The sequence below is a fragment of the Streptomyces sp. NPDC002499 genome, from assembly GCF_053595415.1.
This window is the reverse complement of sequence record NZ_JBSFXO010000001.1, coordinates 795,641-815,798: the sequence shown is the minus strand read 5'-3', so window position 1 is coordinate 815,798 and position 20,158 is coordinate 795,641. Positions and strand designations below refer to the sequence as shown.

The following is a 20,158-nucleotide window of genomic DNA, read 5'->3' as shown; positions in this document are numbered from 1 at the left end:
TCGCCAACAATGATGGCACCGGCAACAATGTAGGCAGCGCGTACGTGGTCGATACACTGGCGCTCATGCAGACCAGTCCTCGCCGTTACCACCACGGAGACCTGCGCGCCGCCCTGCTGGCGCGCGCCGAAGAGACCCTCCGGGAGAAGGGGACCGCCGCGCTGTCGCTGCGCGAGCTGGCCCGGGACATCGGTGTCAGTCATGCCGCGCCGAGCCGCCACTTCAAGGACAAGCAGGCGCTCCTGGACGCGCTCGCGCTGGTCGGCTACGAGCGGATGACCTCGGCGATGGCGGAGTCACAGGCCGACGCCGGGGGGGCGTTCCCGAAGAGGCTGGACGCGATCGTCCGTACATACGTGGGCTTCTGTCTGGACAACGCCGTACTGCTGGACCTGATGTACTCGATCAAGCACGATCCGGAAGCGTCCGCCGCCCTGCGGGAGGCCACCCGGAAATGGTCCGAGATCATCGAGCGGCTGGTGGTCGACGGGCAGCGCGACGGTGAGGTGCGGGAGGGATCCGTCGAGCGCGTCGGCATCCCGATCTTCGCGGCGCTGCACGGCTATGCCGACCTGGCGGCGAACGGCATGCTCCCCCCCGAGGTCACGGAGCACGGGCTGGACGAGGTGATCGCGTTCATGCTGCGGGGCTGCGCGCCGGACGGGCGCGCCTGAACGGACGCGGCGGCGCAATGCCGGGCGGTCCGCCCCGGACTCAGTCCCGCGCCGCGGATCCCTCGTCCAACATGCGGGCCAGCGCGGCCCGTTGGACCGGCAGCACCTGTGCGTGCAGATCGCGACCCTTGCCGGTCAGGGTGACGAACACCCCACGCCGGTCCTCCGCGCAGACGGAACGCTCCAGCAGGCCGTCCTTCTCCAGCCGGCCGATGAGCCGGGACAGTGCGCTCTGGCTGAGATGGACCCGGCCGACGAGGTTCTGCACCCGGCACTGGTCGCCCTCGCGGGGCGCCTCCGACGCGAGGATGTCGAGCACCTCGAAGTCGCTCGCGCCCAGGCCGTGCGGGTGCAGGACCCGGTCGATCTCGCACATCGTGCGGGCGTGCACGGACAGGATGTCCCGCCATCTCTCTTCGAGCCGGGTGTCGACGGTGTTCGCTGCCATACCCGCACGGTAACACCGAATCGGCCATTCGTTGAGTGTGCAACTAGTGCGGGTGCATGCAGTTTTGGATGCGTGCAGTGCGGACGCACGTGGCGCGGGCCCGGCTTCGGACCTCAGGCGGCCGGGTCCTGGAGCAGTCCCACGAGGTTGCCGTCCGCGTCCTTGAGGAAGGCGATCAGCCGGCCGTTGCCCACGTCCTGGGCGTCCTGAAGCACCTCCGCGCCCGCCTCCACGAGCGCCGCGAGCCGCCCCCGGATGTCGGAGACGTGCCAGTACGGCACCGGTCCGGTCATGCCCTTCGCGTGGCCGTTGGGGTCGAGCCCGATGTCCTGCCCGCCGTCCTTGAAGCCGACGTAGTAGGGCTCGTCGGCGTACGGCTCCACTTCGAGCAGGGCGCTGAACAGGGCCTTCGCCTGGGCGATGTCCTTGACGGGGTAGATGATCGTCTGCACTCCGGCAGTCATGGCGTACTCCTTCGCGTGGGTGGTCCGACGTTCCGCGTCGGTGGTTTCACGCTAAGGCGGGGGAGGGGAGGGCCGCTTCTCGGAAACTGACCGGTTGCCCGCGCTTCGTCCGTCAGGTCGACTCGCGCCGGATCAGCTCCGTCGGCAGGATCACCGCCGCCGGGTCCTCGCCGCCGATCTGGGCGAGGAGCACCCGGACCATCTCGGCGCTGATGCGGTCCCAGGGCTGGCGGATGGTGGTGAGTTCCGGCCGGGCCGCCACCGCGGCGGGGGAGTCGTCGAAGCCGCCGACCGAGACGTCCTGCGGGACCCGCCGGCCCGCGTGCTCCAGCGCCGTCAGGACGCCCTGGGCCATCAGGTCGGACGCGACGAAGACCGCGTCCAGGTCCGGTACTTGGGCGAGCAGCCGCTCGGCGCCCGCCTCGCCGCTGGCCCGGCTGTAGTCCCCGGACACGACGAGCCGTTCGTCGAACTCGATGCCCGCCTCGGCGAGCACCTCCTTGTAGCCGGCGAGGCGCTCCACACCGCCGGGGGTGTCGAGCGGGCCGGTGACCACACCCACCCGGCGGCGCCCCAGCGAGAGCAGGTGGTGGACCATGTCCCGGGCGCCGTCCCGGTCGTCGGCGGCCACGTAACTCACCTTCGAGCCGAGCCCGATCGGCTTTCCGCAGGCCACCAGCGGTACGCCCGCCTCCCGCAGTTCCTCGGCGACCGGATTCCCGGAGTGGCTGGAGACCAGCAGCACTCCGTCGACATGACCCGCCGTGATGTACCGCGTGATGCGCCGCCGTTCGTCCTCGGTGCCCGCCAGCATCAGCAGCAGCGGGATGTCGTGGGCGGCCAGTGCCTGGGTGCAGCCGCGCAGCAGGACGTTGAAGTTCGGGTCCTCGAAGAACCGCTCCTGGGGCTCCGTCAGCAGAAAGCCCACCGAGTCCGAACGCCCGGTGATCAGCGACCGCGCGTGCCGGTTCACGACGTACCCGGTCCTGCGGATCGCGGCGTTGACCGCCTCCTGGGCGGCCGGGCTGACGTAGTGCCCGCCGTTGAGCACCCGTGACACGGTCCCGCGCGAGACCCCCGCCTCGCGGGCCACGTCATGGATCGTCGGCGGTCTGCGTCGGCCCCCCGTGTTGCTCATGGTCATGACTTTACGGCCCCGGGGCGCGGATCGAGATGCCGGAACCGCTGGATCGGCGAGGGCTGTGTCCTGTGGCTGGGAACGTGCACAGAACCGAACCCCTCCGGACCCTTGTCAGTGGTCGAGGTGGTGCGGTTATTGTGTGCTCACACCGCCGCCACTCTGTGTGCACGTTCCCAAATTCTTGACCCATCAGGAGAGCCCCATGCCGGAGACCACCCCCAAGGGCCTCACCAGGCTGGCCTTCGGCGGGGACTACAACCCCGAGCAGTGGCCGGAGCGCGTCTGGCCGGAGGACGTGCGGCTGATGCGGGAGGCCGGCGTGACGATGGTGAGCGTCGGGATCTTCTCCTGGGCGCTGCTCGAACCCGCGCCGGGGGAGTACGACTTCGGCTGGCTGGACCGCCTGCTCGACCTGCTGCACGACAACGGCATAGGCGTCGACCTCGGCACCCCGACCGTGGCCCCGCCCGCCTGGTTCTACCGCGCCCACCCCGAGGCGCTGCCGGTCACCCCGGAGGGCGTGCGCCTGGAGTTCGGCTCGCGCGGCGCCATCTGCCACAGCAACGCCGACTACCGCACCGCCGCCGCGACCGTCACCACCCGCCTCGCCGAGCGCTACGCCGCCCACCCGGCCCTGGCGCTGTGGCACGTGCACAACGAGTACGGCGTCCCCGTCTCGGCCTGTTACTGCGACTCCTGCGCGGCCCACTTCCGCCGCTGGCTGGCGACGACGTACGGGACGGTCGAGGCCCTCAACGAGGCCTGGGGGACCGCGTTCTGGGGTCAGCGCTACGCCGGCTTCGACCAGATCAACCCGCCCCGCGCCACCCCGACCGTCGGCAATCCTGGTCAGGCGCTCGACTACAAGCGCTTCGCCGACGCCACCATGCGCGAGAACTTCGTGATGGAGCGGGACATCCTGCACCGCCTGTCGCCTGGCGTCCCGGTGACGACGAACTTCATGGCCGCCCTCAGCCAGTGCGACTCCGTCGACTACTGGGCCTGGGGCCGCGAGGTCGACCTCGTCACCAACGACCACTACCTGATCACCGACGGCCGCCGCACGCACGTCAACCTCGCGATGGCCGCCGACCTCACCCGCTCGGTCGCCGGCGGCGCCCCCTGGCTCCTGCTGGAGCACTCCACCTCGGGCGTCAACTGGCAGCCGCGCAACCCCGCCAAGGCCCCCGGCCAGATGGCCCGCAACTCCCTCGCCCACGTGGCCCGCGGCTCCGACGGCGCCATGTTCTTCCAGTGGCGCCAGTCCCGGCGCGGCGCCGAGAAGTTCCACTCGGCAATGCTGCCGCACGGCGGCACCGAGACCCGCGTCTGGCGCGAGGTCGTCGAACTCGGCGCCACCGTCGACTCGTTGACCCCGGTCCGCGGCACCCGCACCGAGGCCGACGTGGCCGTCCTGTGGGACTGGCACTCCTGGTGGGCGCAGAAACTCCAGTGGCGGCCCAGCGAGGACCACGACGCACGCGAGCGTGCCGACGCCTTCTACGCGGCCCTCTACGACCGGCACCTCACCGTCGACTTCGCCCACCCGGAAGCCGACTTGTCGAGGTATCCCCTTGTCGTCGTGCCCGCCCTGTACCTGATGACGGAGGCGGCCGGGAACAACCTCAAGGAGTACGTCGAGCACGGCGGCACCCTCGTCGTCTCGTACTTCTCCGGCATCGTCGACCAACACGACGCCGTCCACGAGGGTCCCGTCCCGGGCGCGCTCAGGGACGTGCTCGGCCTCACCGTCGAGGAGTTCGCGCCGCTGCCGGCGGGCGAGTCGACGCGCATCACCGGCCCGGACGGCTCCGAACTCAGCGGCGACGTGTGGACCGAGTTCGTCGTCCCGCACGGCGCCGACACGGTCTGGACGTACGCCGACGGACCGGCCGCGGACCACCCCGCCGTCACCCGGCACCGGCTCGGCGAGGGCACCGCGTGGTACGTCTCCACCCGGCTCGGCGCAGAGGGCCTGGACGCCCTGCTCGGCTGGGCGAGCGAGGACGCGCGCCTCGCCCCGCCCGCCGATCTGCCCCCGGACGTCGAAGTGGTGCGCCGCACGGGCGAGTCGGGCCGCTTCGTGTTCGCGATCAACCACACCGTGTCGGACGTCAAGGTGCCGCTGGACGCGTCCGGCACCGAGCTGCTGACCGGTGAACGCGCCGCGGGCCGCCTCGCGGTCCCCGCGGGAGCCGTGCGGGTTCTGCGACTCGACGGCTGAGCCGACTCCCTCCGCCCGCGCGAGCCGCGTGCCACGGGCGGAGGGGATCTCGCACACCGGTTCCTCCCCGAACCCGGGCCGGGCGTGCGGGCACCCCCATCCCCATGCATGTCGAAGGGACGACGGACGACGATGTTCCATCCCAGACGCACTCTCAGGGCCCTGCTGCTGCCGCTCGTGGCCGGGCTCGCCCTCACCGCTCTGCCCGCCCAGACCGCGACGGCGGCGAGCACGCTGACCAACGGCGGGTTCGAGTCCGACGAGGCGGCCACGGCCGCGCCGGCCGGCTGGTCCGAGTACGGCGACACCGGCGCCTCCTACACCGAGTCCGGCGGCCACGGCGGGAGTTACCGCCTGTCCCAGTACTCGGCCGCCGCCTACAAGGTGGAGACGTACCAGTACCTGTCGGGCCTGACCAACGGCAGCTACACACTCACCGCCTGGGTCCGCTCCGGCGGCGGGCAGAACTCCGCCTACATAGCCCTGAAGAACTGCGGCAGTGCGGACCAGCGCACCGATCTGCCGGTGTCCACCAGCAGTTGGGTCCGGATCGTCGCGTCGATCAACGTGACGAACAACCAGTGCACCATCAGCATCAACAGTGACGGGAACGCGGGCAACTGGATCAATGTTGACGACCTGACCTTCGCGTCCGGTTCGACCGGACTGTCGATCAAGGGTTCCGACATCTCCTCCCTCGCCAAGAGCGAGGCCAAGGGCGGTGTCTACAAGACCAGTTCGGGCGCCACCGGCGACGCGGTCACGATCCTCAAGAACGCCGGCATGAACTACGCGCGCCTCAAGGTGTGGGTCAACCCGGCCGACGGATACAACGACAAGGCGCACGTGCTCGCCGTCGCCAAGCGCGTCAAGGCGGCCGGCATGAAACTGCTGGTCGACTTCCACTACTCGGACACCTGGGCCGACCCGGGCAAGCAGACCAAGCCGGCCGCCTGGGCCACGCATTCGTACAGCCAGTTGAAGACCGACGTCTACAACCACACCTACGACGTGCTCAACGCCCTGAAGGCGCAGGGCACCACGGCCGACATGGTGCAGGTCGGCAACGAGATCAACGGCGGCATGCTGTGGTCCGACGGGTCCACCGGCAACTGGTCGCAGCTCGCCGGGCTGATCAACTCCGGCTACAGCGCGGTCAAGGCGGTCTCGTCGAGCACGCAGGTCGCGCTGCATCTCGCCAACGCGGGCGACGACGCGACCGTGCGCTGGTGGTTCGACAGCGCCAAGACGTACGGGATCAACTACGACGTGATCGGGCTGTCCTACTACGGGTACTGGCACGGCTCGCTCGCCGCCGCGCAGACCACCCTCGACGACGTGGCGTCCCGCTATGCCAAGCCGGTGTTCGTCGCCGAGACGGCCTACCCCTTCCGGCTCGACAACGACGACTCGCTCGCCAACCAGATCGACACCACCGGTGAACTGGTCACCGGCTATCCGGCCACCACGGCAGGCCAGTTGGCGTGGATGAACGCGGTGGCCAACATCGTGGAGGCGGTCCCGAACGGCCGTGGCCTCGGCGTCTTCTACTGGGAGGCGACCTGGACCGCGGTCACCGGCAACGGCTGGGACCCGGCTGACTCCACCTCAGGCAACGGCTGGGAGAACCAGGCCCTGTTCGGCTACGACGACAGGGCGCTCCCGGCGATGGCGTGGTTCAGCCACCGCTGAACCACGAGGAGGGGGTCCGGTCGCAGGGGAGCGGCCGGGCCCCCGCCCGCATTTCCGGCGCCGGGAGCGGACGGCTCAGGGCGGTCCCGGCCGCCCGGTCCCGGACAAGGCTCGCCGAGTCCCGGACACGACGGCCTCGACTGCGGGAGAGTGGGAAGAGGCGCGGTACGCGGCGGTCCGTCCGGGAGGAGGACGAGATGTTGAGGACTCCGGTCAGTGAGCAGCGTCTGGGCATCCTGGAGTGGCTGAAGGACCCGGTCGCCAACTTCCCGCCGCAGCCGCACGGCGACCGTGCCGAGGACGGCGTGACCGCACAGGCCGTCGCCGCGAAGCTGGGCGTGCCCCGCAAGGTCGCCGACACCCACCTGGGTCTGCTCGCGGCCCTCGGCCTGGTGCGCACCCGCAGGATCCGCCGGCGCACCTACTACCGGCGCGACGAGATGCGGATCGCCGAGGTCGCGCGCATGTTTGAGAAAGGCTGGTAGCCGCGAACGGGCGCGAAGGCGGAGGCCGTTCGCGAGCCGGCCGGCGAACTCTCCGAAGGGCAGACGCACATGGACCGTCCCACGCCACTCGTCCCGCTCCGCTACGTCGACATCGGCGGCCGGGGCCCCGAGGACGTGGTCGCCGACTCCCGCGGCCGTGTCATCACGGGCGTCGAGGACGGCCGTATTCTGCGCGTCGACGGCCTGGCCGACTCCGCAGGCGCCCGTGTCGAGGTCCTCGCGGAGACCGGCGGCAGACCGCTCGGCCTCGAACTCCTCCCGGACGGCGCGCTGTTGGTGTGCGACGCCGAACTCGGCCTGCTGCGCGTCGACCTGACCGACGGGGTCGTGCGCATCCTCGCCGACTCGGTGCTGGGGGAGCCGCTGCGGTTCTGCAGCAACGTCGTCGCGCTGTCCGACGGGAGCGTCTGCTTCACCGTCTCCAGCCGCCGCTACCCCCTCGACCAGTGGATCGGCGACCTCGTCGAACACACCGGAACCGGCCGCCTGTTGCGCCTGGCGCCGGGCACCGAGACACCCGAAGTGCTGCTGGAGGGGCTGCAGTTCGCCAACGGCCTCGCACTGAGCGCCGACGAGTCCTTCCTGGTCGTCGCCGAGACCGGCGACTGCCGGCTGACCCGCTACTGGCTCACCGGCGCGAAGGCGGGACACGCCGAACCGTTCGTCGAGAACCTCCCGGGCATGCCCGACAACCTCTGGCGCGGCGGCCCCGACGGCCCGATCTGGGTGTCCCTGGCCGGCCCCCGCATCCCGCCCCTCGACCTGCTGCACCGCGCGAACCCCGCCGTGCGTGCCCGGGCCGCCCGCATCGCCGTCCGCGCCCCCTTCCGCCCCACCGGCACGATCGGCGCCCTCGCGGTCGACGACACCGGCGTCACCGTCCACCACCTGGCCCGCCGCCGCTCCGGCTTCCGCATGGTGACCAGCGTGTGCGAGGCCGCCGGGTTCCTGGTCCTGGGCAGCCTCTGGGAGCGCGGTATCGCGGTGTGCGAGCCGCCGGTCCCGAAGTGACCCCGGTCCCGCCCTGGCGTTAACCTGATGCCCGGTCGCGGGCACGTCCCGCGGCGCGGCGGTGGGGCCCGCCGTACCCGAACCGCGGCAGCGCTGCCGCCAACGGTCCCTACTTGCGAACGAGCGGTGCCCGCATGCCCGGGCCCAGGCGAGTAGGAGACGTACGACCATGACAGCCCCCGAAGCCGAGAGCCTCCGCACCCGCCCCGAGACCCGTCGCCGGGCCGACTGGCGGGGCCAGACCCCGATCGTCGCGATGGTCGCCCTCGGCGGCGCGATCGGTGCCACGGCCCGTTACGCACTGGCCCTGTGGTGGCCCGCCCAGCCCGGCGGATTCCCCTGGGCGACCTTCTGGACGAACGTCGTCGGCTGCGCCGTCATAGGCGTGTTCATGGTGCTCGTCACCGAGGTCTGGACCACCCGTCGTCTGCTCCGCCCGTTCTTCGGGACCGGTGTGCTCGGCGGCTTCACCACCTTCTCGACGTACGCCGTCGACATCCAGAAACTCGTCGACGCCGGCCACCCCCGCACGGGTCTGGCCTACCTCGCCGCGACCCTGCTCGCGGCGCTCACGGCGGTGTGGCTCGCCGCGACGGCGGCCCGCCGCGCCCTGAAGTGGAGGCACCGATGACGAGGCTGACCGGCGGCGCCCTGCGCCTGACCGTCTTCGTCGGCGAGAACGACACCTGGCACCGCAAGCCCCTCTACTCGGAGATCGTGCACCGCGCGCACGCGGCCGGACTCGCCGGTGCCAGCGTCTTCCGCGGTATCGAGGGCTTCGGCGCCTCGTCCCGGATCCACACCTCGCGGCTGCTGTCCCTGAGCGAGGACCTGCCCGTCGCGATCATCGTGGTCGACACCGAGGAACGGGTACGGGCCTTCCTTCCGCAGCTCGACGAACTCGTCGACGAAGGGCTCGTCATCCTCGACGACTGCGAGGTCATCAGGTACGTCGGCCGCGACCGCGGGCCCGGCGAATCGGACACGAAGGGTAAGAAGTCGTTGTGAACTGGCTGCTCGTCGTGCTGGGAGCCGTGGTCGGCGCGCCCCTGCGCTATCTCACCGACCGCGCGGTGCAGACCCGGCACGACTCGGTCTTCCCCTGGGGCACCTTCGCGGTGAACGTGTGCGGCTGCCTGATCCTCGGCACGCTCACCGGCGCGGCGACCGCCGGGGTAGCGGGCGCCCACCTCCAACTGCTCCTCGGCACCGGGCTGTGCGGGGCCCTGACGACGTACTCGACCTTCTCCTACGAGACCCTGAGGCTCACCGAGACCGGTGCGGGGCTCTACGCTGCCGCCAACGTCGTGGGCAGTGTGATGGCAGGCCTCGGCGCGGCATTTGTCGGGGTTTCGGTCGCCCAGGCCCTCTGGGGTTAGGTCACCGGCCTCACTCGGGCGTAGTAAGACTGTCTACAGCACTGTCGACCAACACCTCAGAACTGGATTCCATGAGCGTCATCAATGTCGGTCAGGCCGTCGTCCTCGGAGTGGTCGAGGGGGTGACCGAGTTCCTCCCCGTCTCCTCGACCGGGCATCTGAAGATCACCGAGGGGCTGATGAACATCCCCGTCGACGACGACGCCGTCGTCGGGTTCTCGGCCGTCATCCAGGTCGGCGCGATCGCCGCCGTGCTCGTGTACTTCTTCAAGGACATCGTGCGGATCGTCTCCGCGTGGGGCCGTGGACTGGTCAACAAGGAGGAGCGGTACCACCACGACTACAAGTTCGCGTGGTGGGTCATCGCCGCGACGATCCCGATCGTGATCGTGGGTCTCGCCGCGAAGCCGCTGATCGAGGGACCGCTCGCGTCTCTGTGGGTGGTCGCGGGCTCGCTGATCGTCGGCAGTGGCGTGATGTGGGCGGCGGACCAGATGGGCCGGCACAAGCGCGGTGAGGACGACGTCACGTTCAAGGACGCGATGCTGGTGGGCGGTTCGCAGATCCTCGCCCTGCTCTTCCCCGGCTTCTCCCGCTCCGGCGCCACCATGTCCACGGCCCTGATCCTCGACCTGGACCGCGTCGCCGCCACCCGGCTCTCCTTCTTCCTCGGCATCCCCGCCCTGACCGGCGCCGGCATCTACGAGCTCAAGGACGCCCTGGGCGCGGGAGTGGGCGCCGCGCCGCTGATCGTCGGCACGGTCGTCTCCTTCGTCGTCGCCTACGGATCCATCGCCTGGCTGCTCAAGTTCGTCGCCAAGCACTCCTTCAACGCCTTCGTGATCTACCGGATCATCGTCGGCGTCCTGCTGCTGGGGCTGCTGAGCGCGGGCGCGATCAACAGTTGATCCGCGAGGGTTGACCCTCAACAGTTGACCGGCCGCACTTGAGCGGTCGTTCGGTCGGCACTGGGCGTGACGCCGCTTCAAGGCGTCACGCCCCGCGCATGTCACGTCCCGCTTCCCTTGACAGCCCGCACCCGTCACCCGCAGGATCACACCCGTGAACCTGTCAGACAGCCAGACAGCCAGTCAGGGCGGCCCCCGGCGCATCAGCGCCATGGAGGCGGTGCTCGGACACCTGCGCGCGGCCATCGAGCGCGGCGAGTACGGGGTGGGGGACAAGCTGCCCTCCGAGGCGGAGCTGTGTCGCACCCTCGAGGTCAGCAGGCCCGTGCTGCGCGAGGCCCTGCGGGCCCTGCAGACGATGGGCCTGACCGTCTCCAAGACGGGCAAGGGCACCTTCGTCGTCGCCAGCACGGTCGAGGACCCCACCTTCGGCGACTACGCGGCCAGCGACCTGCTGGAGGTGCGCCGGCACGTCGAGATCCCGGTCGCGGGCTACGCGGCCAGGCGCCGCACGCACGAGGACCTCGATCACCTCGCGCACCTGCTGGAGCGGATGGAGCGGGAGACCGACACCACCTCGTGGGTCGCCCTCGACACGCTCTTCCACCTCGCCGTCGCCCAGGCCGCCCAGAACCCGGTCTTCCGCCGGGTGATCGAGGAGATCCGGGACGCGCTGGCCCGCCAGTCGGCCTTCCTGAACGAGCTGGGCGGGCGCCGCGAGCAGTCCAACCGCGAGCACCGGGCCATCGTCGAGGCGCTGGTCGACGGTTCCGAACTCGACGCCGTGGAGGCCATGGCCCACCACCTGGACCGCGTCGAGACGACCCTCACCGACATCGTGCGCGCCACGCGCGCGGACACCCCCACGGAAGGCGGACCCGAGGCGTGAGCGAGCAGTCCTTGAGCGAGCAGTCCCTGCACGACGGCACGCAGAAACGTTCCGGCCATGTCGACGCCGGAGACGAGGGCTACAGCAAGACCCTCAAGTCACGGCACATCAACATGATCGCCATCGGCGGCGCGATCGGCACCGGCCTCTTCCTCGGTGCCGGCGGCCGCCTCGCCGACGCGGGCCCCTCCCTGTTCGTCGCCTACGCGGTGTGCGGCCTCTTCGCCTTCCTGGTGGTGCGCGCACTGGGCGAACTCGTCCTGTACCGCCCCTCGTCCGGCGCCTTCGTGTCGTACGCCCGGGAGTTCCTCGGCGAGAAGGGCGCCTACGTCGCCGGCTGGATGTACTTCCTGAACTGGGCCACCACCGGCATCGCCGACATCACCGCGGTCGCCGTCTACACCCACTACTGGGGCATGTTCTCCGACATCCCGCAGTGGGTGATCGCACTGATCGCGCTCGCCGTCGTCCTCACCGTGAACCTCGTCTCGGTGCGGATGTTCGGCGAGATGGAGTTCTGGTTCGCCATCGTCAAGGTGGGCGCGCTCGTGGCGTTCATGTTGATCGGCATCTTCCTGCTGGTCACCCAGCACCAGGTCGACGGCCACAGCCCGGGCCCGTCGCTGATCACCGACAACGGCGGTGTCTTCCCCAGCGGCGTCCTGCCGATGCTTCTGGTCATCCAGGGCGTCGTCTTCGCCTACGCCTCCGTGGAACTGGTCGGCGTCGCCGCGGGCGAGACCGAGAACCCCGAGGAGATCATGCCGAAGGCGATCAACTCGATCATGTGGCGCGTCGGCCTCTTCTACGTCGGCTCGGTCGTCCTGCTCTCGATGCTGCTGCCGTGGAACAAGTACAGCGCCGGCCAGAGCCCCTTCGTGACCGTGCTCTCCAACATCGGTGTCCCGGCGGCCGGCGGCGTGATGAACCTCGTCGTCCTCACCGCGGCCATGTCCTCGCTCAACTCCGGCCTGTACTCCACGGGTCGCATCCTGCGCTCCATGGCGGTCAACGGCTCAGCCCCCAAGTTCACCGCCCGGATGAGCCGGACCCAGGTCCCGTACGGCGGAATCCTGCTGACCAGCGGTATGTGCGTCCTCGGTGTGGCCCTCAACTTCGTGGTCCCCGCCGACGCGTTCGAGATCGTGCTCAACTTCGCCGCGATCGGCATCCTCTCCACCTGGGGCATGATCATGCTCTGTCACCTGCTCTTCTGGCAGAAGACCGAGAAGGGCGAACTGACCCGCCCCGACTACCGACTTCCGGGCTCCCCCTGGACCGAACTCGTGACGCTGGCCTTCCTCGCCTCCGTCCTGGTCCTCATGTACGCCGACGGAGGCGTGGGCCGCACCACCGTGCTGTGCCTGCCGCTGATCGCTGCCGCGCTGGTCGCCGGATGGTTCGCCGTCCGCCGTCGGCTCGCGCGCATGTCCACCACCGCACCCGACGCGTGAGGCCCACGCCGTCCGAACCCCGACAGGCAGTCATGTACAGCAGTTCCCTCGCGGACCCACCCCTTCTCCGTGAACCCCTCCACGCACCCGTCGCCCACCTCATACGCGGCGGGATCGTGGAGGGCATCCACTACGGCTCCGTCGTCGTCCTCGACACCGACGGCAAGGTCCAGTTCCAGCTCGGCGACATCGAGGCCGCCTGCTATCCGCGTTCGGCGCTCAAGCCCGTCCAGGCGGTCGCCCTGGTCCGGGCCGGGCTGCCGCTCGACGGCGACCTCCTCGCGCTCACCGCGGCGAGCCACTCCGGCGAGGAACGGCATCTCGACGGTGCCCGGCGGATCCTCGAACTCGCCGGGCTCACCGAGGATCACCTGCGCAACGTGCCGGATCTGCCCTACGACCCCGCGGTCCGGGACGCCTGGATCCGTGCGGGTCGGCCGGCCTCCCGGCTCGCCCAGAACTGCTCCGGCAAGCACGCGGCCATGCTCTATGCCTGCCGGCTCAATGGCTGGTCCCTGGACGACTATCTCGACCCGGGGCATCCGCTGCAGCAGGCGATCGCCGAGATCGTCGAGGACCTCACCGGGCAGCGGATCGCTCGGGTGACCGTGGACGGGTGCGGTGCGCCCTTGTTCTCCGTCTCGCTGCACGGGCTCGCCCGTGCGGTCGCCCGGATCACCACGGCGGTGCCGGGTACGCCCGAGGCGCGGGTCGCGGATGCGATGCGCTCGCACGCCGAGATGGTGTCCGGGGAGGGGCGGGACGTGGCTCGGTTGATGCGGGCCGTGCCGGGGCTTGTCGCCAAGGACGGGTTCGAGGGCGTTCAGGTTGCCGCGCTTCCGGATGGGCGGGCCGTTGCGGTGAAGATCGCCGACGGGGCGAATCGGGCGCGGGTGCCTGTCGCGGCAGCGGCGCTTTCCGTGGCCGGGGTTGATCCGGCGCTGCTCACCGAGTTCGCGGGGGAGCCGTTGCTCGGGGGCGGGGAGCCGGTGGGGTGCGTGCGGGTCGTGCGTTCTATGGACCCGGTGTCGCCGTTGTCCGCGTGTGCCTAGATCGGTTGTGGGGATCTGCGGGTTCGTTGTGGCTGGTCGCGCAGTTCCCCGCGCCCCTGAAGACAGGGGCGCTCACACTCACCTCGTCAGAAGGAGGGCCTGCACGCCCATGAACGTCGTCACCCGTCGCGAACACGATCTGCTCGGGGATCGGGACGTTCCCGTCGATGCCTACTGGGGTGTTCATACCTTGCGTGCGACGGAGAATTTCCCTATCACCGGTACGCCCATCTCCGCCTACCCCCATCTCATCGACGCCCTCGCCGCCGTCAAGGAAGCCGCTGCTCTCGCCAATGAGGAGCTCGGGCTGCTGGCGCCCGCGAAGGCCGCCGCGATCGTCGCCGCCTGTCGGGAGATCCGGGACGGGAAACTGCATGAGCAGTTCGTCGTGGACGTCGTCCAGGGTGGGGCCGGGACCTCGACCAACATGAACGCCAACGAGGTGGTCGCGAACCGGGCGTTGGAGTTGCTGGGTCATGCCAAGGGCGAGTATCGGCACCTGCACCCCAACGAGGACGTCAACCTTGGTCAGTCGACCAATGACGTGTATCCGACCGCGGTCAAGATAGCGACGGTCTTCGCTGTGCATGGACTGCTCCAGTCCATGTCTGTACTGCAGGACTCCTTCGCCCGTAAGGCCGTCGAGTTCCGTGACGTGCTCAAGATGGGCCGTACACAGTTGCAGGACGCGGTGCCCATGACGCTCGGTCAAGAGTTCTCGGCGTATGCCGTCATGATTGACGAGGATCGTCAACGTCTTGACGAGGCCGTCCAGTTGATCCATGAAATCAACCTGGGTGCCACGGCCATCGGGACAGGGCTCAACGCTCCGGCCGGATACGCGGAGTCCGCGCGTCGGCATCTCGCCGAGATCACCGGGCTGCCGCTCGTCACCGCGGCCAACCTCGTCGAAGCCACCCAGGACTGCGGCGCGTTCGTGCAGATGTCGGGCGTGCTGAAGCGGGTCGCCGTCAAGCTCTCGAAGAGCTGCAACGACCTGCGGCTGCTGTCGTCCGGGCCGCGTGCCGGGCTCGGGGAGATCAACCTGCCGCCGGTGCAGGCCGGTTCGAGCATCATGCCCGGCAAGGTGAATCCGGTGATCCCCGAGGTCGTCAACCAGGTCGCCTTCGAGGTGATCGGCAACGACGTCACCATCACCATGGCCGCCGAGGCCGGACAGCTCCAGCTCAACGCCTTCGAGCCGATCATCCTGCACTCGCTGTCGGAGAGCATCACGCATCTGCGGGCCGCCTGTCTGACGCTGGCCGAGCGGTGCGTCGACGGGATCACGGCGAACACCGAGGCACTGCGGGCTAGCGTGGAGAACTCGATCGGGCTGGTCACCGCTCTCAACCCGCACATCGGGTACACGGCCGCCACCGACATCGCCAAGGAGGCCCTCGTCACCGGCCGGGGAGTCGCCGAACTGGTCCTGGAGAAGGGGCTGTTGCCCGCCGAGACCCTCGCCGATCTGCTGCGGCCCGAGGTCGTCGCGGGCAGCGGCAGCGGTTCCTCTCCGGCCTGACCTGCGGATGCGCGCCCCGACCGGTACGGAGGCACAATGGTGATCATGACGTCGTCGCTGACCTTCGCGCCGGTCCTGGAGCGCATCGCCGAGGAGATGGAGCGGACGCCCGGCCGCGGCCGGCCCGCCGACTACATCCCGGCGCTCGCGGCCTGCGACCCGCGCCGCTTCGGCATGGCGGTCGCGGAGCTGGACGGCACGGTGTACGGCGTGGGGGACTGGCGCGAGCCGTTCTCCACGCAGTCCATCACCAAGGTCTTCACCCTCGCCCTCGACCTGGCCCGCGAGGGCGACGAACTCTGGGAGCACGTGGGCCGCGAGCCCTCCGGCAACCCCTTCAACTCCCTGATCCAGCTGGAGTACGAGAACGGCATCCCGCGCAACCCGTTCATCAACGCGGGCGCGCTCGTCGTCACCGACCGCCTCCAGACCCGTACCGGAGACGCGTCGGGCGAACTGCTGACCTTCCTGCGCACCGAGAGCGGCAACCCGGATCTCGACTTCGACCTGGACGTCGCCGCCTCCGAGTCCGCGAACGGGGACCGCAACGCCGCGCTCGCCCACTTCATGGCGTCGTACGGCAACATCGACAACCCTGTGCCGGTGCTGCTGGAGGAGTACTTCCGGCAGTGCTCGGTGCGGGCCTCGTGCGCCGACCTCGCCCTCGCCGCCGGCTTCCTGGCCCGGCACGGCAGCCGCGCCGACGGCACCCGGCTGCTCACCCTCACCCAGGCCAAGCAGGTCAACGCGGTGATGCTGACCTGCGGGACGTACGACGCGGCGGGCGAGTTCGCCTACCGGGTCGGACTGCCCGGCAAGAGCGGTGTCGGTGGCGGCATCATCGCCATCGTGCCCGGGCGGTGCACGTTGTGCGTGTGGAGTCCGGGACTCGACGAACGCGGCAACTCGGTGGCGGGCGTGGCGGCCCTGGATCGCTTCACGACGCTGACCGGGGTTTCCGTGTTCTGACCGTTCGGAGCGGCAGGCGAGGCCGCCTTCGTGCTACTTGACGTCTCCGTCGAGGAACGCGTCCAACATCGGCAGCAGCAGGGGCGCTTGGCGCATCAGGCTCATGTGCGTGGTGGACGGGAGGACGGCCAGGTCCGCGCGGGGGATCAGGCGTTGCATCTCCGCCGCGTGCTCGACCCGGACGAAATCGGTGTCCCCGATGACGAGCAGTGTCGGCGCTGTCACCGTGCGCAGATCGTCGGCGGTCCAGGGCAACGGGGCGTGCGCCGCGGTCGAGGTCTTGGCGAGGAAGTCCTGGAAGTGCTCGGGGTGCGGCGCGACAGCGGCGTACGCGTCGGCCATCTCCTGGAAGTCCGCCTCGCTGGGCAGCCGCGGCGAGCTGTAGTCGGGGATGCGGACGTCCTCGTAATAACCGTCCTGGGCGAAGTGGGTGGCGGCCAGGACGAGCCGGCCGACGCGCTCGGGATGGTCGACGGCGAGTTGCAGCGCGGTCAGGCCGCCGAGGCTGAAGCCCACGAAGTCGGCCTGGGCGATGCCGAGTTCGTCGAGGAGGGCCACGACGTCGGAGGCCAGGTTCGGCAGCGTGATCGGCCGGTCGGTGTCCGCCGTGTGGCCGTGTCCCTGGAGTTCGGGGGCCACGATCCGGCGCCCCTCGGCGAGCGTGGGCAGCAGGGCGCCGAAGGACAGGTCGACGGTGAGGATGCCGCCGTGCAGCAGCACCAGCGGGCGGCGCGTACCGTCGTCGTCGCCATGGGTCTCGTAGTACATCTCCAGGCCGTTGACCTTGGCGTATGCGGAGCTGCTGGGCATTGTCGTCACGTCCGTTCTGTGAGTGTCGGATACCAGGGAGACCGGTCGGGCCGACGGAACTCATCGGTTCCGGGGCCGGATCACACGCCGGACACACACAGGCCCCCGCCAGGAGAGCGGCGTGTCGCCTTCCGGCCATGCGGCATTGACACGCTTTCCGAGTGTTGGCCATGGCTTTCCCCGTCGATCTCCGTCGCTGTCAGGTCCTCGGCCTGGCCGGAACCGCCTTCCTCGCGCTGGGAGGCGAGACGGCCGGTGCCCTGCCGGTCCAGGAACTGCTGACCCCCGCCAATGTCCGTGTCGCGATCGGCCTGGTGGGCGTCTATTTCGGCGTCGTCCTGCTGATAGCCGCCTGGGTGCTGCTCGGTCGGCTGGTCCGCAGTGCCGAACCGCCGTCCCCGCGCGCCCTGTTGCTCGTCCTGGCGGTCTGGGCGGCCCCGCTGCTGCTCGCGCCGCCCCTGTTCAGCCGGGACGTGTACAGCTACCTCGCCCAGGGCGCCATGGTCGACGCCCACATGGACGTGTACGCGCACGGACCCGCCCAGCTCGGCGGCCCGCTCGCCGACGAGGTCGCTCCGCTGTGGCAGCAGACCGGCGCCCCCTACGGCCCGGTCTTCCTCGGCCTCGCCTCCGTGCTGTCCGGATTGACCCGCGGCGAGATCCCCGCGGGCCTCTTCGGGATGCGGTGCGTGGCCCTGCTCGGCGTGGCCCTGATGGCCGCCGCGCTGCCTCGCCTGGCCCGGCACAGCGGCGCCGACCCGTCCGCCGCTCTCTGGCTCGGCTGCCTCAACCCGCTCGTGCTGCTGCACCTGATCGCGGGCGCCCACAACGACGCCATCATGCTCGGTCTCCTCGGTGTCGGCCTGGTCGCCGCGCTCGGCCGCTGGCCCGTGCTGGGCGCCGTGTTCGTGACGCTCGCCGCGCTGGTGAAGGCGCCCGCCGCGCTCGGTCTCGCCGCGGTCGTCCTGCTCCAGATACGGGCCGGACACAGCCCCGCGAAGGCCACCGTGACCACGGTCCTGGCCGCCGCGGCCACCACGGTCGCCATGACGGCCGCGGCGGGCACCGGATACGGCTGGATAGGCGCCCTCGACACACCGGTCTCCTCGCACAACTGGGCCCTCACCAGCCTCCTGGGCCGCGCCACCCGCGCCCTCCTGGAACACCTCGGCAGCGACCTGGCACCGCTCGCCGTGCCCGCCTGGCACCTGCTCGGCCTCGCGATCACCGGGGTCCTGATCGCGGCCATATGGTGGCGGCTGCGCCCGCGTCCGGTGTACGCGCTCGGCCTCAGCCTCGCCACGGTCGCCGCCTTCGGCCCCGCGATCCGCCCCTGGTACGCGCTCTGGGGCCTGTTCCTGATAGCCGCGGCCGCGCCCACCACCTCCGTACGGCACCGGGTGGCCGCCGTCACCGGGGTGCTCGCGCTCGCCACCCTGCCGAGCGGCAGCGCCGCCGACACCGGACAGCTGGTCCTCGCCGTCTCCGGCGGGGTGCTGGCGGTCGTCGTCCTGTGGCAGGCCCACCAGGCGGCACAGGCCCCGACCCTGGGACGTACCGCATGAGACCACCCCGCACCGACCGCGGCCGGGTCCTGCTGGTCCTCGTCCTCGCCGCCGCGGTCGCGGCCTTCACCGCGACCGTCCCGCTGCTGCGCGACTGGTTCGACCTGCGGGTCTACTACGGTGCCGTCAACGGCTGGGTGCACCACGGCGGACGGATCTACGACTACCGGGTGCCCGGCACGGACTACGGCTTCACCTACCCGCCGTTCGCCGCCGTCGGCATGCTCCCCATGGCCCTCGTCGGCCTGCGCACCGCGATCCTGCTCTCGCTGCTGCTCAACCTGGCCGCCCTGGCACTGGTCGTGCACATCGTGACCGAGGGCGCGTGGCGGCGCTACGGGTGGTACGGCTGTGCCCTGGGCGCCTGTCTGCTGGCGCTGTTCGAGCCGATCCGGGACACCTTCAGCTTCGGGCAGGTCAATCTGCTGCTGCTGGGGCTCGTCCTCTGGGACGCGTGGCTGCTGCGCACCGGGCGGGGCAACCGGGCCGGCGTCGGCATCGGCCTCGCCGCCGCGATCAAGCTGACGCCCGCGCTCTTCATCGGCCTGCTGCTGCTCGCCCGGCGCTGGCGCGCCGCCGCCGTCGCCACGGCGGTCGCGGGGGCGGCCACCGCGCTCGCCGCCTGGGTGGACCCGGGCGCCTCCCGGTTCTACTGGACCGTGGCGCTGTGGGACACCAGCCGGGTGGGCCGCCTCGACTACGTCTCCAACCAGTCGCTGCAAGGCATCCTCGCCCGCCTCGGCATCGAGGGCCGCCCGGTCTGGGCGCTGGCGGTCCTGCTGGTCCTCGGCGTCTGGGCAGTGCGCACGCGGCGGGCGGTCGCGGCCGGCGACTGGACGGCCGCGTTCGCGCTCACCGGCCTGGCCGCGTGTCTGGTCAGCCCGATCACCTGGGTGCACCACCTGGTATGGCTGCTGCCGTCCTTCGCGGTACTCATCCGTACAGGGCACCCACGGATCGCGGGCGCCCTGTACGCCGTGCTGTGCACCAGTGTGGTGTGGCTGTGGTTCCACGACGCGTCCGGCATCGACGGATTCCTCGGCAGCAACACCTACACCTGGATCACCCTCGGCCTGCTCCTGTGGCTGCCGGCCGGTCAGCTCCGCCCCGACCGGACTCCCTTGACCCGGCCGCCCCTGATCTGGCCGCCCTTGGCGCGCAGTACGAGCGCCACCGCGACCGCGCCCAGGGCGGCGGCCCCGGAGACGGCCCAGGTCTCGGCCCAGCCGGGCCCCTCGTCCGGCGCGACCGCGGCCGCCACCGGCCGGGCCTCGGGACCCGGCCTCGGCCGGACGCGCAGCGCGTCCAGTGAACCCACCGGATCCACCCGCCCGGCCGCGGCGAACCCCCAGTCGAGCAGTTCGCGGGCCTCTTCGTAGACCGCGAAACCACCGCCCGACTGGGGGTTCATCACCGTGGCGACCAGCGTGCGCCCGCCGTGCCGGGC

Annotated in this window: 20 protein-coding genes; 16 read left to right on the top strand and 4 right to left on the bottom strand. The window is 70.6% G+C overall.

What is annotated here, in order from left to right:
* The first annotated feature begins 65 nt into the window (after window positions 1-65).
* Window positions 66-674 carry a TetR/AcrR family transcriptional regulator gene (locus ACWD5F_RS03700; protein ID WP_451250671.1) on the top strand — a complete coding sequence of 203 codons (609 nt, stop codon included), beginning with the start codon at window positions 66-68 and terminating at the stop codon, window positions 672-674.
* 40 nt (window positions 675-714) lie between these two features.
* Here the strand turns inward: ACWD5F_RS03700 and ACWD5F_RS03695 are convergent, their stop codons facing one another.
* From ACWD5F_RS03695 to ACWD5F_RS03685, 3 genes are all read right to left on the bottom strand, one after another.
* Window positions 715-1,122: a MarR family transcriptional regulator gene (locus ACWD5F_RS03695; RefSeq protein WP_451250669.1), complete on the bottom strand. Its 408-nt coding sequence runs from the start codon at window positions 1,120-1,122 to the stop codon at window positions 715-717.
* A 113-nt stretch (window positions 1,123-1,235) separates the two neighbouring features.
* A complete protein-coding gene (locus tag ACWD5F_RS03690) occupies window positions 1,236-1,586 on the bottom strand; it encodes a VOC family protein (protein WP_451250667.1) in 351 nt (116 codons plus the stop codon).
* Window positions 1,587-1,698: 112 nt separating this feature from the next.
* A complete protein-coding gene (locus tag ACWD5F_RS03685) occupies window positions 1,699-2,730 on the bottom strand; it encodes a LacI family DNA-binding transcriptional regulator (RefSeq protein WP_451250665.1) in 1,032 nt (343 codons plus the stop codon).
* Window positions 2,731-2,929: 199 nt separating this feature from the next.
* On the opposite strand from ACWD5F_RS03685, the gene ACWD5F_RS03680 reads away from it, so the two are divergent.
* The 13 genes from ACWD5F_RS03680 to ACWD5F_RS03620 all read left to right on the top strand — a co-directional run bounded on the left by ACWD5F_RS03680 (window position 2,930) and on the right by ACWD5F_RS03620 (window position 16,336).
* Entirely contained in the window at window positions 2,930-4,951 is a 2,022-nt protein-coding gene (locus ACWD5F_RS03680) for a beta-galactosidase (protein WP_451250663.1), read from the top strand.
* A 132-nt stretch (window positions 4,952-5,083) separates the two neighbouring features.
* Complete coding sequence (locus tag ACWD5F_RS03675; RefSeq protein ID WP_451250661.1) at window positions 5,084-6,643, top strand: glycosyl hydrolase 53 family protein; 1,560 nt, start codon at window positions 5,084-5,086, stop codon at window positions 6,641-6,643.
* A 197-nt stretch (window positions 6,644-6,840) separates the two neighbouring features.
* Entirely contained in the window at window positions 6,841-7,128 is a 288-nt protein-coding gene (locus ACWD5F_RS03670) for an ArsR family transcriptional regulator (RefSeq protein WP_401723268.1), read from the top strand.
* A gap of 69 nt (window positions 7,129-7,197) precedes the next feature.
* Window positions 7,198-8,160: an SMP-30/gluconolactonase/LRE family protein gene (locus tag ACWD5F_RS03665; RefSeq protein ID WP_451250659.1), complete on the top strand. Its 963-nt coding sequence runs from the start codon at window positions 7,198-7,200 to the stop codon at window positions 8,158-8,160.
* 169 nt (window positions 8,161-8,329) lie between these two features.
* Entirely contained in the window at window positions 8,330-8,791 is a 462-nt protein-coding gene (crcB, locus tag ACWD5F_RS03660; RefSeq protein WP_451250657.1) for a fluoride efflux transporter CrcB, read from the top strand.
* Complete coding sequence (locus tag ACWD5F_RS03655) at window positions 8,788-9,168, top strand: DUF190 domain-containing protein (protein ID WP_450356108.1); 381 nt, start codon at window positions 8,788-8,790, stop codon at window positions 9,166-9,168. Before crcB (ACWD5F_RS03660) ends, ACWD5F_RS03655 begins: the two co-directional genes overlap by 4 nt.
* Window positions 9,165-9,539: a fluoride efflux transporter CrcB gene (gene crcB, locus ACWD5F_RS03650; RefSeq protein ID WP_451250655.1), complete on the top strand. Its 375-nt coding sequence runs from the start codon at window positions 9,165-9,167 to the stop codon at window positions 9,537-9,539. Before ACWD5F_RS03655 ends, crcB (ACWD5F_RS03650) begins: the two co-directional genes overlap by 4 nt.
* A 71-nt stretch (window positions 9,540-9,610) precedes the next feature.
* On the top strand, window positions 9,611-10,447 hold the full coding sequence (locus tag ACWD5F_RS03645) for an undecaprenyl-diphosphate phosphatase (protein ID WP_401723280.1): 837 nt from the start codon (window positions 9,611-9,613) through the stop codon (window positions 10,445-10,447).
* 211 nt (window positions 10,448-10,658) lie between these two features.
* Window positions 10,659-11,336, top strand: a complete 678-nt coding sequence (locus ACWD5F_RS03640) for a FadR/GntR family transcriptional regulator (RefSeq protein ID WP_401723874.1) — start codon at window positions 10,659-10,661, stop codon at window positions 11,334-11,336.
* An 11-nt stretch (window positions 11,337-11,347) separates the two neighbouring features.
* A complete protein-coding gene (locus tag ACWD5F_RS03635) occupies window positions 11,348-12,790 on the top strand; it encodes an amino acid permease (RefSeq protein ID WP_401723875.1) in 1,443 nt (480 codons plus the stop codon).
* 32 nt (window positions 12,791-12,822) lie between these two features.
* The gene (locus ACWD5F_RS03630; protein ID WP_451250653.1) at window positions 12,823-13,842 is read left to right on the top strand and encodes an asparaginase; all 1,020 of its coding nucleotides are present in this window, start codon (window positions 12,823-12,825) and stop codon (window positions 13,840-13,842) included.
* Window positions 13,843-13,951: 109 nt separating this feature from the next.
* Window positions 13,952-15,367 carry an aspartate ammonia-lyase gene (aspA, locus tag ACWD5F_RS03625; RefSeq protein WP_451250651.1) on the top strand — a complete coding sequence of 472 codons (1,416 nt, stop codon included), beginning with the start codon at window positions 13,952-13,954 and terminating at the stop codon, window positions 15,365-15,367.
* Window positions 15,368-15,403: 36 nt separating this feature from the next.
* Entirely contained in the window at window positions 15,404-16,336 is a 933-nt protein-coding gene (locus ACWD5F_RS03620; RefSeq protein WP_451250649.1) for a glutaminase, read from the top strand.
* Between the two features lie 33 nt (window positions 16,337-16,369).
* Here the strand turns inward: ACWD5F_RS03620 and ACWD5F_RS03615 are convergent, their stop codons facing one another.
* Complete coding sequence (locus ACWD5F_RS03615; RefSeq protein ID WP_451251036.1) at window positions 16,370-17,146, bottom strand: alpha/beta fold hydrolase; 777 nt, start codon at window positions 17,144-17,146, stop codon at window positions 16,370-16,372.
* A 170-nt stretch (window positions 17,147-17,316) separates the two neighbouring features.
* Between ACWD5F_RS03615 and mptB the strand changes: the two genes are divergently transcribed.
* Together mptB and ACWD5F_RS03605 are read left to right on the top strand one after the other, a co-directional pair.
* Window positions 17,317-18,711, top strand: a complete 1,395-nt coding sequence (gene mptB / locus ACWD5F_RS03610; protein WP_451250647.1) for a polyprenol phosphomannose-dependent alpha 1,6 mannosyltransferase MptB — start codon at window positions 17,317-17,319, stop codon at window positions 18,709-18,711.
* Window positions 18,708-20,090, top strand: coding sequence for a glycosyltransferase 87 family protein (locus tag ACWD5F_RS03605; protein ID WP_451250645.1), 1,383 nt, complete (start codon window positions 18,708-18,710; stop codon window positions 20,088-20,090). The genes mptB and ACWD5F_RS03605 overlap by 4 nt, the downstream gene beginning before the upstream one ends.
* The last annotated feature ends 68 nt before the right edge of the window (window positions 20,091-20,158 follow it).

Coding starts and splice junctions, on each gene's coding strand:
- ACWD5F_RS03640 (WP_401723874.1), top strand. CDS start 10,659: ATGGAGGCGGTGCTCGGACACCTGCGCGCGGCCATCGAGCGCGGCGAG.
- aspA (WP_451250651.1), top strand. CDS start 13,952: ATGAACGTCGTCACCCGTCGCGAACACGATCTGCTCGGGGATCGGGAC.
- ACWD5F_RS03700 (WP_451250671.1), top strand. CDS start 66: ATGCAGACCAGTCCTCGCCGTTACCACCACGGAGACCTGCGCGCCGCC.
- ACWD5F_RS03620 (WP_451250649.1), top strand. CDS start 15,404: ATGGTGATCATGACGTCGTCGCTGACCTTCGCGCCGGTCCTGGAGCGC.
- ACWD5F_RS03670 (WP_401723268.1), top strand. CDS start 6,841: ATGTTGAGGACTCCGGTCAGTGAGCAGCGTCTGGGCATCCTGGAGTGG.
- ACWD5F_RS03655 (WP_450356108.1), top strand. CDS start 8,788: ATGACGAGGCTGACCGGCGGCGCCCTGCGCCTGACCGTCTTCGTCGGC.
- ACWD5F_RS03695 (WP_451250669.1), bottom strand. CDS start 1,122: ATGGCAGCGAACACCGTCGACACCCGGCTCGAAGAGAGATGGCGGGAC.
- ACWD5F_RS03690 (WP_451250667.1), bottom strand. CDS start 1,586: ATGACTGCCGGAGTGCAGACGATCATCTACCCCGTCAAGGACATCGCC.
- crcB (WP_451250657.1), top strand. CDS start 8,330: ATGACAGCCCCCGAAGCCGAGAGCCTCCGCACCCGCCCCGAGACCCGT.
- mptB (WP_451250647.1), top strand. CDS start 17,317: ATGGCTTTCCCCGTCGATCTCCGTCGCTGTCAGGTCCTCGGCCTGGCC.
- ACWD5F_RS03675 (WP_451250661.1), top strand. CDS start 5,084: ATGTTCCATCCCAGACGCACTCTCAGGGCCCTGCTGCTGCCGCTCGTG.
- ACWD5F_RS03615 (WP_451251036.1), bottom strand. CDS start 17,146: ATGCCCAGCAGCTCCGCATACGCCAAGGTCAACGGCCTGGAGATGTAC.
- ACWD5F_RS03680 (WP_451250663.1), top strand. CDS start 2,930: ATGCCGGAGACCACCCCCAAGGGCCTCACCAGGCTGGCCTTCGGCGGG.
- ACWD5F_RS03605 (WP_451250645.1), top strand. CDS start 18,708: ATGAGACCACCCCGCACCGACCGCGGCCGGGTCCTGCTGGTCCTCGTC.
- ACWD5F_RS03685 (WP_451250665.1), bottom strand. CDS start 2,730: ATGACCATGAGCAACACGGGGGGCCGACGCAGACCGCCGACGATCCAT.
- ACWD5F_RS03645 (WP_401723280.1), top strand. CDS start 9,611: ATGAGCGTCATCAATGTCGGTCAGGCCGTCGTCCTCGGAGTGGTCGAG.
- ACWD5F_RS03665 (WP_451250659.1), top strand. CDS start 7,198: ATGGACCGTCCCACGCCACTCGTCCCGCTCCGCTACGTCGACATCGGC.
- ACWD5F_RS03630 (WP_451250653.1), top strand. CDS start 12,823: ATGTACAGCAGTTCCCTCGCGGACCCACCCCTTCTCCGTGAACCCCTC.